The sequence below is a fragment of the Streptomyces tuirus genome, from assembly GCF_014701095.1.
In the GTDB taxonomy this organism is placed as follows: domain Bacteria; phylum Actinomycetota; class Actinomycetes; order Streptomycetales; family Streptomycetaceae; genus Streptomyces; species Streptomyces tuirus.
Genome location: NZ_AP023439.1, coordinates 323361 through 337459 on the forward strand (window position 1 = coordinate 323361; position 14099 = coordinate 337459).

General features: G+C 72.2%; 13 protein-coding genes. 1 reads left to right on the plus strand and 12 read right to left on the minus strand.

The genetic code is table 11. From position 1 onward, the window contains the following. The first annotated feature begins 12 nt into the window (after nucleotides 1-12). Nucleotides 13-996 (plus strand): ATP-grasp ribosomal peptide maturase, encoded by a 984-nt coding sequence (tgmB, locus tag IGS69_RS01545; protein WP_190896185.1) that lies wholly within the window; start codon nucleotides 13-15, stop codon nucleotides 994-996. 37 nt (nucleotides 997-1033) lie between these two features. Here tgmB and IGS69_RS01550 read toward each other — a convergent pair whose 3' ends face one another. The 12 genes from IGS69_RS01550 to IGS69_RS01605 form a co-directional block, all read right to left on the minus strand. Next, a complete protein-coding gene (locus IGS69_RS01550) occupies nucleotides 1034-1237 on the minus strand; it encodes a hypothetical protein (RefSeq protein ID WP_031111422.1) in 204 nt (67 codons plus the stop codon). Nucleotides 1238-1625: 388 nt separating this feature from the next. Further along, nucleotides 1626-1877 carry a DUF5133 domain-containing protein gene (locus IGS69_RS01555; RefSeq protein ID WP_190896187.1) on the minus strand — a complete coding sequence of 84 codons (252 nt, stop codon included), beginning with the start codon at nucleotides 1875-1877 and terminating at the stop codon, nucleotides 1626-1628. Between the two features lie 246 nt (nucleotides 1878-2123). Then, nucleotides 2124-3194: an alpha-hydroxy acid oxidase gene (locus IGS69_RS01560; protein ID WP_190896189.1), complete on the minus strand. Its 1071-nt coding sequence runs from the start codon at nucleotides 3192-3194 to the stop codon at nucleotides 2124-2126. A gap of 1 nt (nucleotide 3195) precedes the next feature. Beyond that, entirely contained in the window at nucleotides 3196-4473 is a 1278-nt protein-coding gene (locus tag IGS69_RS01565) for an ATP-grasp domain-containing protein (RefSeq protein WP_190896191.1), read from the minus strand. Continuing rightward, on the minus strand, nucleotides 4470-5837 hold the full coding sequence (locus IGS69_RS01570) for an MFS transporter (protein WP_190896193.1): 1368 nt from the start codon (nucleotides 5835-5837) through the stop codon (nucleotides 4470-4472). The genes IGS69_RS01565 and IGS69_RS01570 overlap by 4 nt, the downstream gene beginning before the upstream one ends. A 16-nt stretch (nucleotides 5838-5853) precedes the next feature. Beyond that, nucleotides 5854-6858, minus strand: coding sequence for a hypothetical protein (locus IGS69_RS01575; protein WP_190896195.1), 1005 nt, complete (start codon nucleotides 6856-6858; stop codon nucleotides 5854-5856). After that, nucleotides 6855-7775: a branched-chain amino acid transaminase gene (locus IGS69_RS01580; RefSeq protein ID WP_190896197.1), complete on the minus strand. Its 921-nt coding sequence runs from the start codon at nucleotides 7773-7775 to the stop codon at nucleotides 6855-6857. The genes IGS69_RS01575 and IGS69_RS01580 overlap by 4 nt, the downstream gene beginning before the upstream one ends. Before the next feature lie 6 nt (nucleotides 7776-7781). Beyond that, nucleotides 7782-8993, minus strand: a complete 1212-nt coding sequence (locus IGS69_RS01585) for a GNAT family N-acetyltransferase (protein WP_190896199.1) — start codon at nucleotides 8991-8993, stop codon at nucleotides 7782-7784. Continuing rightward, nucleotides 8990-10234 (minus strand): ATP-grasp domain-containing protein, encoded by a 1245-nt coding sequence (locus IGS69_RS01590; protein WP_190896202.1) that lies wholly within the window; start codon nucleotides 10232-10234, stop codon nucleotides 8990-8992. The genes IGS69_RS01585 and IGS69_RS01590 overlap by 4 nt, the downstream gene beginning before the upstream one ends. Further along, nucleotides 10231-11349, minus strand: coding sequence for an Ldh family oxidoreductase (locus tag IGS69_RS01595; protein ID WP_190896204.1), 1119 nt, complete (start codon nucleotides 11347-11349; stop codon nucleotides 10231-10233). Before IGS69_RS01595 ends, IGS69_RS01590 begins: the two co-directional genes overlap by 4 nt. Then, complete coding sequence (locus tag IGS69_RS01600) at nucleotides 11346-12806, minus strand: dipeptide epimerase (protein ID WP_190896206.1); 1461 nt, start codon at nucleotides 12804-12806, stop codon at nucleotides 11346-11348. Before IGS69_RS01600 ends, IGS69_RS01595 begins: the two co-directional genes overlap by 4 nt. Further along, nucleotides 12803-14086, minus strand: coding sequence for a KamA family radical SAM protein (locus IGS69_RS01605; RefSeq protein ID WP_198427714.1), 1284 nt, complete (start codon nucleotides 14084-14086; stop codon nucleotides 12803-12805). The genes IGS69_RS01600 and IGS69_RS01605 overlap by 4 nt, the downstream gene beginning before the upstream one ends. Nucleotides 14087-14099: the final 13 nt, after the last annotated feature.

A 14099-nucleotide genomic window follows, 5' to 3' on the forward strand; every position in this document is an offset into this window, starting at 1 on the left:
GGGCCGCCGACGATGACCGTACTGATCCTCACCTGTGAGGAGGACATCACCGCGGACATGGTGGTCGTACACCTGAACGCGACGGGGGTTCCGGTGGTCCGGGTCGATCCCGCGGACCTGACCGGTGGAGTCGCCCTCTCGGGGGAGTACGTGCACGGCCGGTTCCGAGGCCATCTGTCCGCCGGGGGGCGGCTGGTGAGCATCGGGGGGCTCCGGTCCGTGTGGGTGCGCCGGCCCGGCGCCCCGGCCGCACGCGCGGCCCAGCCGTCCGCGTGGCTGACCGAGGAGGCCGCCCAGGCGCTCTACGGCATGCTGCGCGGCTCGGACGCGCGCTGGATGAACGACCCCGACGCGGCACGCCGCGCGCGGCACAAGCCGTGGCAGCTGCGCCTCGCGCAGAGATGCGGCCTGCCCGTGCCCGCGACGCTGATCACGACCTTCCCGCGCGCCGCCCGCGAGTTCGCGGACCGTTACCCGGAGCTGGTGGTCAAGCCGGTCTCGGGCGCGCATCCGCAGGACCCGCCCCGGGCCGTGCCGACCAGCCGGGTCGCGCCGGACACGGACTTCTCGGCCGTCGCGTTCGGGCCGACGCTGCTGCAACGGCGGATCACCAAGCGGGCCGACATCCGGCTCACCGTCGTGGGCGAGCGGATGCTGGCCGCCCGTAAGGCGACCGCCGACGACGCGGACCCGGACGAGGTCGACGTGCGGTTCGCCGCGCCCGGCTCGCCGTGGCTCCCGGTCGACGTTCCGTCCCGCATCGCGCCGGGGGTGCTGTCCTATCTGCGGGAGGCCGGACTGGCCTACGGGGCCTTCGACTTCGTGGAGGACTCCGACGGGACCTGGTGGTTCCTGGAGTGCAACCAGTCGGGGCAGTTCGGCTTCGTCGAGGTGGAGACGGGTCAGCCGATCGCCCGGACCATCGCCGAGTGGCTGGCCCGGCCGGTGCCGGTCCAGCCGTCCCATGTCAACGGGTCCCACACGAAGGTCCGTTGAGTGACCGGGCCCGGCGATCCCGGGCCCGCCCGGTGGTTCACTGCGGGCGCGGTCCGGGGAGCATGCCCGCGCGCTGCCAGCCCGCGCCCGGGGAGTGCGGACGGTCGTAGCCGAGGGACTGTGAGGGCCGCATGACCAGCTCCAGTTCCCTGCTCACCCGTTCGGCCTCGCGGCGCACCTGCGCGGGTACGTCACCGCGCTCCGCGATGAGTCGGTCGTAGATGGGGGAATCCTGGAACACCCGTCAACGTGCCTTTCTGTTCGTCGGCCCCGTGATGGGGGCGCGACTGCGAGTGTAGGCGGCGCGGTGTCCCGGAGTGTGAATTCCTCGGGATGACTTGACGCAGACCGGACATCCGTGACAGGCCGGGGAGCGGCCCCTTTCGGGCTCCGGTCGTGGAACCCGGGCGGGCGACCGTCAGGACGGTGACCGTGGCCCAGAGCGGGTTGAAGACGCCGGTGAACATGGCGAGTTGCGCGGTGTCCCGGCGGCCTGGAACCTCCTCGTGCTTCAGCCGGTCCCGGAGTTCCTCCTGGTGGCTGGAACGACAGCGTCCACGAACGCCTCGGCGGCCCCCGCCCAGGGGCCGCCGAGGCGCGCCGCCCGGTCGTGCCGGGCCTCACATCCGTCAGCCGACCAGCGTCAGGCCGTTCTCCCCGTCCGCGTCGGCGACGTCGGGCCGCCCCTCGGTGAGCAGCAGGACATCCGCCTTCGCGATGGCGTCACTGATGTCGGACGTCCCCATCATCACGCACAGCGTGTAGCTGACGTCCTCCAGTTCGCGTGCCGCCGTCGACCCGTGCCCTTCCGACTGAGCGATCCTCAGCGACGCGTACCGCGTCAGCAACTCCCTGACGATCTTCCGGTCCGGTACAAGCACGTAGCGCCCCTCTCTCTGTTTTCGCTGCGTATGCCCGAACCACGCGGAAACAATCACACCGTTTTCTCACCTGGGTCAGATTTGACGAGAAGTAATCGGATGCGACCGGACTTAGGCGATCTGGCCGCCTGTACGCTCCGTGATCGCCGCGCCGCAGGTAATGCGTCGCTTGGGGTCGTGGATCCCGGTGAGCGGTCCGGTGTGGGCGCGGACAGGCAGTTCGTCCGGCTGGGCGCCCCGGGCGCTTCAGGATCCGCTGTGGAGCAGGTCAGCATCGATGTCCGCCGGGCAGCTGCAACCCGCCAGGGCCATGGCTGTCGACAACTGCGTGCGATACGAGTCCAGCAGGGCGGTCACCCCCGCGGCACCGCCGAGTGCCAGGGCCCACACCACCGGGCGTCCCAGGAGCACGGCCCGTGCGCCCAGGGCCAGAGCCACGAGGACGTCGGTGCCGGTGCGCACACCGCCGTCGACCAACACCGGTACGTCGGCGCCCACCGCCGCCGCGACCGCGGGCAGAGCGTCCGCAGAGGTCACGGCACGGTCCAGCTGCCGGCCGCCGTGGTTGGAGACAATCACCCCAGCCGCTCCCGCGGCTACGCACGCCTTCGCATCGTCGGCCCGCAGCACACCCTTGACCAACACCGGCAGACCCGACATCCGGTGCAGCCGCTCGATGGCGTCCAGTCCCAGCGACGGGTCCTGCTCCCAGCCGGGCAGCCTGGTCCCCACACCCACCGACCGGCACAGTTCGTCGTCCTCGGGGAGCGGCAGCGCAAGCCCCGACGTCGCCCGGGGCGGTACGTACGGAGCGTCCACCGTCAGTACCAGCGCACGGGCCCCGGCCGCAACGGCCCGTTCCACCTGACGGCGGGTCACCTCTGCGTCCCGCAGCCAGTACACCTGGTACCACCAGGGTCCGGCCGCCTCGGCGACCTCCTCCGGGTGACGGGTCGCCCGGGAGGAGAGCACGAGCAGGGTACCGGCTGCGGCGACGCCCGCAGCCGTGGCCGTCTCACCCTCTTCGTGCGCCATGCGGTGGAAGGCCGTCGGCCCCGCGAGCACAGGCGATGTGAGCCGGGTGCCCAGCAATTCCACGCCCGTGTCGATGGACGAGACGTCGCGCAGCACCCGGGGCAGCAGCCTCCGGCCGCGCCAGGCGGCTTCAGCCTCACCGGCGCTGATCTCCTCGTCGGATCCTGCGGCGTAGAACTCGTACGCGGCGGCCGGCAGAACGGTCCGCGCTCGCACCGCCAGGTCCCGCGTCGCACGGATGCCGAGATCCTCCGGTCCGGGTCGCGCCTCGGGCACTGCCATGTCAGACCCAGTCCCGCCCGTCGCCGGCCGCGTCGTCGCCGGACACCGTGACCACGAACCCGAGCGCCGCCGCGGCCTGCCGGGCCTGGGCCACGGCCTCACCTGCGTCCACTCCGCGCGCCCGGACGAAGGCCGCGCGCGACTGCGAGCTGTCCAGGTCCCCGAGCACATCGCCGGCGCCCAGCAAGGCCTCGGCGGCCACCACGCCCGGCCGGGCGGCGACCTCGTCCAGACCGTCGATGCGGGTGAGCGTGCCGCGCGCCCTCGGCACCGCGAACCAGATCGCCTCCGGACTGCGGTCCACCGACGGGTCCGCCAGGGTCTTGCGGATGTCCGGGAGCACCGGCCGGCCCAACGTCTGGCGCACCACGCAGTCCACCAGATCCACGCCGGTGACGTCCTGCACCAGGTACGGGATCTCGTCACCCGCGAGCCGGACATGGGTTTCGATGACCCGCGGCCCGGCCTCCGTCAGCACCACCTCGGTGTGGGTGACGCCGTTGGCGATGTCGAAGGTGTCCAGCAGCCGCCGCACATAGGTGTGCACGGCGTCTGTCTGCTCGGCGGAGAGGTCGGCGGGCACCACGTGGCCGAGTTCGACGAAGCCCACGGGGTCGGAGAACTTCCGCGTCACGGCGAGAATCTCGTGTTCACCGTCCTCGGAGAAGGCCTCCACGCTGAACTGAGGGCCTTCGTGGAAGCGCTCCACCAGAACGCCCGCGTCCGGGATGAGGCCGAAGTCGCGCGCGGCGCGTGCGAAGGCCGCCTCTGCCTCCTCGACGGAACGCACGACGGAGACACCGAAGCTGCCGGCCCCCTGGACGGGTTTGACCACACACGGCGTGCCGTGCTCGGTCAGGAACGCCCGCAGCTCCGCCACGCCGGCGACCCGTCCGCCCGGGGTGTCGTCCACGCCCGCCTCCGCCAGCCTTCGTCGCATGGCGTCCTTGTCGTGTACCCAGGCGATGGTCTGCGGCGAGTGGCAGGGCAGGCCCAGCGCGGCGGCGACCGCTGCAGCCCGGTCCTGGTCCCGCTCGCCGAAGGTACCCACGCGGGTGAAGGGGTGCCGTGCGTGCACGGCTGCGGCCAGGGCGATCCACTCCTCGTCGGGGGCGTCGCTGCGCAGCGCCAGCACCCGGTCGTGCTGCCCGGGCTTGCGGATCTTGGGGACGAGATCCATCCTGCAAAGAATCGTCGTGGCGGTCCCGGGGCCACCCACCTCCCGGATCAGGCCGGGGATCTCGCGGCCGCCGCCGACGATGAGCACGTGTTCGGTCATGAGGACACCTCGGTGGGAGAACTGGACGCAGGAGTTGCGGCCTTGGCGGACACTGGCTCGGCCGGGGCGGTGCGGGGTGCGCCGGTGACCCTCAGGACTGCGGCCGCCAGGACGTACACCACAGCGAGCACGCCCCAGCCCGCGGTGCCCAGGGGCAGGAGCACACCCGTCATCAGCGCGGGACCCACGATGTGCTGCCCCGTCATGCCCAGACTGAACGCGCCGAGGTAGCGGGCACGGGCCGGGGCCGGTGACAGTTCGTACGACAGGTTCCACACGGCGACCGAGTGCAGGTTCTCCCCCACCGTCAGCAGTACCACTGCGATGACGGCACATGCCGCTGCCGGCCACACCGGCATGTGTTCGGCGCCTGCGAAGGCTGCACACGAGACCAGCAGCGGAACGAGGGCGATCGGCACGAGGCGCAACGCCCCGGCGGTGGTCTCCGCGAACCGGGCCACGTACACCTGGAGCAGCACGGTCAGCACGGTGTTGACGGCCAGCAGCACCGAAACCGCCGAGGAAGGTGCGTCGGTGGCCGTGGTCAGCCAGAGGGGCAGCAGGACGAACAACACCGAATCGTGCAGCGACAGCACGCCGTTGGAGAGAGTGAAGAGCAGGAACCGCAGATCCCGGAAGGGAGTGCGCACCGCTGCGGGGGCCGGCTCGTCGCTGCTCGGGCCGGGCGACTCCGTCGATGCGGGGGCGGTGGACACGGCCTGGGGGGCGGAGGCGGCCGTCCGGCGGCGCAACTGCTCCACCACGGCGGCGATGACCCAGAAGGTGAGCGCGTTGCCCAGGAACAAGGCCACGAAGGCTGCCCGCTCCTCGATCGCGAGGACAGCACCCGCCAGCAGGAAGCCCGCCGTCAGGCCGATGTTGCGCACCGAGCGGATGGACGCCATCGTCCGCGTCTGGTTCTCGCTCCCCTCGATGATGCCCACGACGACCTGCTGCAGCGGCGAGCAGCCCCGGTCCAGCGCAGTGAGCAGACAGGTCAGCACCGCGTACGACCAGAAGCTCTCGACCAGGGCGAAGCCGGCGTAGCCGAGTCCGCGCAGGGCCAGCAGTGCCACGTACACCCGCGTCGGACCGATGCGGTCGGCCAGCCGGCCCAGCGGCATCGGACTGAGCAACCCGGCCACGGCGGCCACCGACAACACCAGGCCGACCCGGGCGGCGGGCAGGCCCACCACCGTGACGAAGTACAGGGTGGATGCGGCCAGGAACATACCCGAGCCCACCGAGTCGACGGCGGCGCCCGCCGCCAGCCGGCGCCCGGCCGGTGTCCTGGGCAGGGTGGACAGCAGCAGACGCGCGGCTCGTCCGGTCGCGCGCCTGTGCTCCTCAGGTCCCCCGGTCATGGGCACCTCTCCCCCTTCATGTGCCGCTCCGCGCTGCGGTTCCGGCGATCCAGTTCACGAGTTCCGCGGTACGCCGCAGGTGGACGGCGGTGGCCGCCTCCGGCGGCGGCTGGCGCAGGTGATTCCAGGTGTACCGACGGGCCGCGTTGACGCAGATCCCCGCCTGCGCGGTCGGCAGGTCGGGGGCGGACGCCAGCAGTGCAGCCGCGAGCGCCAGCCGGCCGATGCGCTCCACGAGAACCCAGCCGCCCGCGGCCGTGTGCGCCGGGTCGGCGTCGACCCATTCCCCGCGTGTGGCGCCCAAACCCGACAGGGCCGTGTCGGCGATCTCCCAGGCGGCGGCCGCCCGGCCCGCCGGGCAGTCGCCCAGCGCGGCACGCAGCCCAGCGCACACCGCGTCGTACACCTCGGCTGAGGCCAGGGCGGTGATGAGGGCCGCCGCCCGGCCGTGCGCCGTAACGGCGGCGGGCACCGAGCCGCTGGTCACCTCCTGAACCGCGGGCCCTACTCCGACCGCCGCCTTCTCCGCGGCGGGCGAAACCCTGACGCCGGCCGCTGCTCCACCGCTCACCTCGTCCGTGGCCGGCGCCGCACCGTCCGCCGCCACGTCCGTCGGGGGCCGGGCCGCGGCGGTGTGCGTCATGGCCAGGGCGCGGACGGTGTCGGCGTCCACGGTCCACAACGCGCATCCGCGCAGTACGGCCGCCGCGGCATCCGGGTCCGGTTCGGAGGCCGAAGCGGGGGTCGCCTCTCGCGCGCCCCAGGCCCGGACTGCCGCCAAGTCGACCAGGCGGTCGCACAGTTCCTCGTCCAGGGCGCTCCGTCCGGCGGGTTCCGGTGCACCGGCGTCGCGGGCCGCCGCGTCGGCCGTCGGCGCGTCCAGAACTGTGTGCAGCCGGGCCGTGGCGGCCTCCAGGCGTGCGATCGCGGTGCGGACCGCGTCCGCCCCTGGGTCCTGGTAGGCCGGCACACCGGAGCCGCGAGGGCCCGCTGTGCCGATCAGTGATTCGTTGCTGCTCACACCCGCTCCAGCCAGCGCGCATACTGCTCGTGCCGGCCGGCGACCACGTCCCGGAACAGTTCACGAAGCTGCTTGGTGACCGGTCCGACGCCTCTGGCGCCCATCGGCCGCTCGTCCACCGAGGCGACCGGCACGACTTCGGCGGCGGTGCCGGTCAGGAACGCCTCGTCCGCGATGTAGACCTCGCTGCGCGGAATGCTCCGCTCAGTCACCTCCAGGCCCAGGTCGCGCGCCATGGTGATGACGCTGTCGCGGGTGATGCCGGGCAGGATGCCGTCGCTGACGGGCGGGGTGATCAGGGCACCGTCGCGCACCAGGAACAGGTTGGCGGCGGAAGCCTCCGCGATGTGCCCGGTCGCCGTCAGCATCAGCGCGTCGTCGTAACCGGCGCGCTGCGCGCCGACCTTGGCGAGTGCGCTGTTGACGTAGGCGCCCGTGGCCTTGGCCAGCGGCGGAACGGTCTGGTGCGAGTTGCGCTGCCAGTTGCTGACGATGAGGCGGCAGCCCTCTGTCTCGGCCTTGTCTCCGAGATACGACCCCCACGGCCACACCGCGATCGACATCCGCACCGCGTCGAGCTGAGGTGCGACGCCCATCTCGCCGTAGCCGAGGTAGGCGAGGGGACGGATGTAGCAGGAGTCGTGGCCGCTGTTTCTGACCAGGTCAAGCACCGCCATGACCAACTCCTCGTCGGTCCAGCGCAGTTGCATCATGTAGACCCGGGCGGAGTTGCGCAGGCGGGCCATGTGCTCGCGCAGCCGGAACACGGCCGGGCCGGAGTCGGTGGCGTAGGCGCGGATGCCCTCGTAGACGCCCCATCCGTAGTGCAGGCTCGGAGTGAGCACGTGCACCTTGGCGTCGTCCCAGGGAACCAGTTCGCCGTCCATCCAGATGAGCGGGGTCGCGGTCAGTGGCATCTGTGCTCAGTCTCCTTGTGACGTCGTGCTGTCGTACCCGAGGCCCCGGAGCCGGTCGTGTTCGCTCGTGCCCTGCAGCCGCAGGACCTCCTCGAGCTCGGTGCTGCCCGTGCCCGTGAAGCGGAACCAGCCGTGGCGTGCCTCGAGGTCACAGCCGCGCAGCCTTTTGGCGTCGTAGGCGGCGAGTCCATACCAGATCTCGCGCACGCCGTGGGCCAGCGCCCAGCGGTTCGTCTCGTGGTACGTCAGGGCGAAGTAGACGCCCTTGGCGTCTTCGTGGAAGCCTGCTGTGCGGCCGTACATGGCGTGGCCCGCCCGCAGGTAGAGGACGAACCCGAGCGTCTCACCGTCGCGTTCGGCGCTGATCACCATGCAACTGTCGCCGACGGTGTCGCGGATGGCGTCGAAGTCCCGCTGAACGCGAGCCCGTCCGCCGGGCAGCCCGTACTTGGCGCGCAGCTTGACCTGCAGGTCGACGATCGGGTCCGACAGCGACTCGGGCCCCTCGCGGACCACGGTGGTGAAGCCTGCCTCGGTGTAGTCGCGCAGTTCGTTGATGACGCGGCTGCGCTTGCGGCTCACCAGCCCGGCCAGGTACGTCTCCCAGTCCGGCGCGTCGAGCCGCATGACGGACTCTGCGCCCAGCACCGCCGGGATGTGGCCGCGTGCCCGGGCCGCGGGGCCGAGGACGGCGGCTTGCTCGTCGGTGGCGTACAACAGGGAGCTGCTGCGGCAGCCGAGCAGTTCGGCGGTCTCCTCCAGCAGCCGCGGCAGCTCTGCCAGTACCCGCGCCCGGCCGGCCGCGTCGCGTCCTTCGGCGTGGACGATGCCGTGGTGTGAGCCGAACACCGCGAGGGCGACCGAGGGGTACTGACCGCGGCGGGCGTCGGCCAGCCGTCCGGCCAGTTCGTCCCAACGCGCCCGCCGCTGTGCGTCCAGCAGCTCCGGGGCGCCGAAGGCACTGGTGTCGCCGGTCATCTTCGGCGTGTCGTAAAAGAGCAGGCCTCCGCCGTCATGGGTGATGAGCAGGGGCGCCAGGGCGACCAGGTCGCCGTCCTCGCGCACGACGAGGTAGCGCACCTCGTGCAGGTCGGTGTGCTCGGTGAAGTGCCACCAGCGGTCGTCCTCCCAGATCACCGAGGGCGCGGCGAGGGCCGGGAAGGTCGAGGCCGTAGGGCGGGCGTCGGGGCTGACGATCTCGGCGGTCAGGTCGCTCACCCGGTCGCCTCCTCGGGATCTGCCGGCCGGTCGGAGGGCTCCCAGCCGAAGCCGGCCTCCGTCTGCGCGCTGGTCTTGTCGACCAGTGCGAGCAGTTCCTCGGCGTCGTCCGCCGTCACCAGCCATGTCGCGATGAAATCGCCGGACTTGCGGCCCGCGTACCGGGCACCGCCCCAGTCCTCGCCGAGATGAGCGAGGACGGTGAAGTCGCGGGCGCCGTCGGGTGCTTGGGAAGGCAGCCGGACGATCCGCCCATCGCGCGGCGGCAAGCCGAAGTTGGCCACCAGGGGCGCGGCCTCGGCGTGCGCCCGTACCGCGTCCAGGTCCACCGGGAGGCCGCACTCGATCCTGGCCCACAGGTGCCGCGGGTCCAGCCCGAGCACGGCGTGCAGCATGGCGGGGATGGGAGTGCCGCCGACCCGGCCGGCGATCTCGCAGAGTACGACCTCGCCGGTGTCCGTCACGAAGAATTCGGCGTGCACGAACAGCGCGGGCGCCGCGGGCAGCGCCCCCACCAGCCGCCAGGTCTCCCCCACCAGCCGCTCGTACAGCGGGTCGGAGGCCGGCAGCGTCCAGCTGCCGTTGCCGGAGTCGGTCCAGTGCGACAGGCAGCCGCCGTCGGTGTACACCGACGGTACGCACACCACGGGCTCCCCCTGGACGTGCAGCGCGTCCACGTGGCACATCCGGCCGGTGACGTACCCCTCGACCTCGTAGTCGCCGCCGGTCACCCGGTCGGCCACCTGAGTGATCTGCGACGGATCGTGCAGCACGGCGACGCCGGTCGAACCGGAGCCGCCCCGCGGCTTGACCACGACCGGGCCCGGGTGGGCCGCCATGAAGGCCGCCACGTCCGCCGCGGACGCCACCGCCGCGAAAGGCGGCACCGCCACACCTCCGGCCGCCGCCAGCTCCTTCATCACCACCTTGTCGCGGTACGCGCGGGCGCTGGCGGCCAGTTGGCCCGGCAGGCCCAGTTCGGCGCGCAGGCGCGCCGCGCGCTCGACGTCGGCCTCGGCCAGGGCCAGCACGCGGGTCACGGTGTGGCGCTCCGCCATCCGCCGGGCCGCCGCGAGGACGGACGCGTCGTCGGTGTAGTCGGTGACCCGTTCCACGTCGGCGAAGCCGGGTCCGGCGGCCACCTCCTGCGCGGTGACGGCCAGCAGCTGTCCGGACTCCTCCGGCAGCCACTCGGCAAAGGGCAGGCCCGCGTTGCGCGGGCTGATCAGGACGAGGATCACGCCGGCACCCCCGGCCAGGCCACGCCATGCTCGGCCGCGAGTGCCGCGAAGGCCCGCGCGGTGTGCGGGTCCAGCGGAATGCCCTTGTGGGTGCGCTCGGCGGCGATGCGCCGCTGTGGATCACCGGGCACCTGCACGGGCTGCTCGGCGTCGGCGCCGGGCCGGGCGCCGCGTGTGGTGGCGAGCATGCCGCTGAGCCCTGAGGCGAACTGTGCGCTGCCGGCGAAGGCGGCCGGATCAAGGCACACCACGAGGTGGCCGATGCCCCGGCCGCGGCCGGGGGTGGAGGAACCGATGTGTTCCAGTTCCCAGTCCGCCGGGGAGCCGGTCAGCACCGCGCCCAGCAGGGTGGCGACCATGGCCAGGCCCTGCCCCTTGTAGCCGCCCAGCGGCGAGAGCGCGTACGCCTGCTCCGGGTCTGTGGCCGACCTGCCCTCGGTGTCGGTGGCCCAGCCGGCGTCCAGCGCCATGGCGTGCTTGCGGCGCTCCTTGATCTCACCGAAGCAGACCTGGCTCGTGGCCATGTCGAGGGCGAACTCGTCGTCCTCGGCGGCCGCGGCGAAGCTCAGCGGGTTCGTGCCGAACAGGGGCTCGGTTCCGGAGAACGGAGCGACCCGGGAGGCCGCGGAGGTGGTGACGATGCCCACCAGGCCCTCCTTGGCGAGGTGGCGGCTGTAGACGGAGGCCGCCCCGAAGTGGTTGGAGTTGCGGACCCCGACCGCGGCTACGCCATGCGTGCGAGCCCGCTCGGCGGCGGTCCGGGCGGCGGTCAGGCCGGCCACCACCCCCAGTGCACCACCCGCGTCGAGCATGACGGCCGCTCCGGTGTCACGGATGGTCCGGATCTCGGGGCGGGCGGTGGCGATCGCGTCCGCCAGTTCGTCCAGGTACTGCGGCAGTAGGCGCAGGCCGTGGGTGTCAATGCCGCGCAGCGAGGTCTCGGTGAGAGCCTGTGCCACGTCCCGGGCGACGTCGGGGCTGAGTCCCGCCCGGGTCAGAGCCGTCTCGGCGAGGGCTGCGGCGGTGGCGGCCGGGAGCAGCGGAGTGTCCGCGGACGCGGCGACGGCGGCGTTGCCCGCGGCCGTCGTGTCCTGCACGTCGTGCGCATCGGTCATGCGGATCGGTTCGCCTTCCAGACCATGAAGGACGACGGGTCGCCGTCGTCCGTGAGGGTGTCCTCGCCGGGGATGCCGCCGTGACCGCCCCGGCCGGGGCGGTCACCGAGGGGACCCAATCCGGCCGTGCGGCAGGCCTGCCGCACGCCGCTGTGACCGGTCCGAAGCCAGACCGTGTCCGCTCCGTCGGCGACCGCGCGCGTGATCGCGCCGCGAATCAGCGCGACCAGTTCCTCCGGATCCGCCGCGTCGGCGGCCGGCCCGTCGGGTCCGTCGAGCTGCCGGACGGTGTCCGAGGGCGCCCGGCCGGGCAGAGGCCTGCGCCGGATCCGCACCGAGGCCAGGGCCGTGCCGTCGCGGTGGGCCGACAACTCCTCACCGTCCCAGCCGACTTGGCCGACCGTGGCGGGACGGATCGTGAACGCCGGTCCGTGGAAGGCGGGCTCGAAGCCTGTGCCGGGTGCCGCGGGCAACGTGATGCCACCCTTGTCGTCGAGGAGGATGCCGACGCCCGTGTCCACTGCGAGGAGCGCGATGCTGTCGGCGTCCAAGTGATCGACGAAGGGCCCCAGATGGGCCGTGGCCGACACTCCGGCACTGGACTCGGGCATGCAGCCGAGCATCGTGCCCAGCCCGGCCGCCCGCGCCGCCCGCAGCATCCGCAGGGCGGGCGTGATGCCACCGGCTTTCATGAGCTTCAGGTTCACGCCGTGAAACGCTTCGGCGCAGGCTTCGAGGTCCTCCGGTCCCGTGATGCTCTCGTCGGCGTACACCGGGATCGGGGAGATGTCCTTGAGTGCCTTGGCCTCCGTCCACATGTCGCGAGGGAAGGGCTGCTCCAGCAACGTCACGCCCAGTTCGGCCATCGCACCCAGGGCAGCATGCGTCGCGGCGGGTTCCCATCCGCAGTTGCCGTCGACGAAGAAAGGCGCGTCGGTGTGCTCGCGCAGCGCCTTGAGGATGTGCAGGTCACCGGGAGCGGCCAGCTTGACCTTGTAGGCCGGCCAGGCCGGCTGCTCCAGCAGCTTGCGCACCATCACCGCGGGCTCGTCCAGGCCGATGCTGTAGCTGGAGCGCAGTGCGCCCGGCTCCGCCGCGCCCAGCCGGCGCCACAGCGGTACGCCCGCCCGTCGGGCCGCCAGATCGTGCGCGGCCACGTCCAGCGCGGCCAGCGCGAACGGGGAGCCGGACAGCAAAGGCGCCAGGACCGAGAACGCCCCCTCGGGGTCGTCGGCCGGCAGTTCCCGCAGCGTCGGCGCGGCGCGGCGCAGCGCCGCGTGCAAGGCGTCGAGCGAAGAGTTGTAGCGGTCGGTCATGAAGGCCGAGGCCTCACCGAATCCGGATCGGCCCCCTGCCGTCAATTCGACGAGCACGCCGGGCTGCACCGGGATCGCCTCGCGGGCGCTGCGCCACACGTCATGGTCCGTGAGGCGGATCTCGTGGACCTGGAGCCTCATCCCTGCTCACCCCCGTTCGCCGGCAGGGTGGTGCCGAAGGACACCGGCTTCAGCTCGTCGTACCACTGAGCGTGCTCGTCGAACGCCGCGAAGAACGGCCGCCCCACCCAGTCCGGACGGCGGGCCTGGAGGAAGCTGAGGACGAACGCCTTCTCCCCGGCCACCTCCGTGGTGCCGTGCAGCATCACCTTGCCCGGGGCGGCGGACATCACGGGTCCGCGAGCGGTTCGGGCCAGACCGGAGACCTGCTGCACGGCCTCGCGGTAGATGTCGAGGGCGCGGGCGAGGGGAATGCCGAAGTAGCTGCTCGCCCCGGTGTCCCGCTCCACGAACATGTAGTAGGGAACGACGCCCAGTTCGACCTGGAGCTGCCACATCCGCGACCAGGCGTCGGGGTCGTCGTTGACGTGCGCGACCAGTGGGGCCTGGGCCCGCACCTCGGCGCCGGTGGCGCGAATGCGTGCGATCGCCTCGCGCACCTGGTTCGTCTCCAGCTCCCGCGGGTGCGAGAAGTGGGCCATGACGGCCACGTGCCGGTCCCGCGCCACGCACTCCTCGAACAGCCGCAGCAGGTCATCCGCGTCCGGGCCCTGCGTGAACCGGGCCGGCCAGTACGACAGGGCCTTGGTGCCGAACCGCAGGGTGCGCACCGTGGGGGTGGCGGTCAGCAACGGCTCCACCCATCGGCGCACCACCTCGGTCCGCATGATCATGGGGTCGCCGCCGGTGAACAGCACGTCGGTGACCTCGGGGTGACGGGTCAGGTAGCCCGTCAGGTCCGCAGGGTCACGCAGCGCCTGGCGCAGTTCCTCCTGGCTGACGAACTGAGCCCAGCGGAAGCAGTAGCCGCAGTACGAGTGGCAGGTCTGCCCCTGTGAGGGGAAGACCAGCAGCGTCTCGGCGTACTTGTGCTGGAGGCCGTCGAGCCGACGCCCGTCGAGGGTCGGCACGTTCGACTCGAGCTGGCCCCCTGGGTGCGGGTTCAGTTCCAGCTGTGCGGCGGTGGCGGTTGCGCGCAGTTCCGAGCGCGACGCCCCTGCGTCCAACAACGCCGCCATACGGTCGAAGACCTCTGCGGGCAGCATGTCGCGGTGCGGGAAGGTGAGTCGGAAGATCGGATCGTCGGGTGCCGCCGACCAGTCGATCAGCTCGTCGGCCACGTACTCGTTCACCTTGAACGGCAGGACGCTCGAGACCACGCGCAGATCGCGGACGTACTCGTCCGGCATGCCGCGGTCGCGCGCGAGCTGCGCAAGGCGCTCGTTCGCATAGTGCTTCACGGGTTGGGGTCTC

Excerpts from the sequence above, each read along its gene's own strand:
- IGS69_RS01565 (WP_190896191.1), bottom strand. The coding sequence starts at position 4,473 with ATGACCGAACACGTGCTCATCGTCGGCGGCGGCCGCGAGATCCCCGGC.
- IGS69_RS01595 (WP_190896204.1), bottom strand. The coding sequence starts at position 11,349 with ATGACCGATGCGCACGACGTGCAGGACACGACGGCCGCGGGCAACGCC.
- IGS69_RS01580 (WP_190896197.1), bottom strand. The coding sequence starts at position 7,775 with ATGCCACTGACCGCGACCCCGCTCATCTGGATGGACGGCGAACTGGTT.
- IGS69_RS01570 (WP_190896193.1), bottom strand. The coding sequence starts at position 5,837 with ATGACCGGGGGACCTGAGGAGCACAGGCGCGCGACCGGACGAGCCGCG.
- IGS69_RS01560 (WP_190896189.1), bottom strand. The coding sequence starts at position 3,194 with ATGGCAGTGCCCGAGGCGCGACCCGGACCGGAGGATCTCGGCATCCGT.
- IGS69_RS01600 (WP_190896206.1), bottom strand. The coding sequence starts at position 12,806 with ATGAGGCTCCAGGTCCACGAGATCCGCCTCACGGACCATGACGTGTGG.
- tgmB (WP_190896185.1), top strand. The coding sequence starts at position 13 with ATGACCGTACTGATCCTCACCTGTGAGGAGGACATCACCGCGGACATG.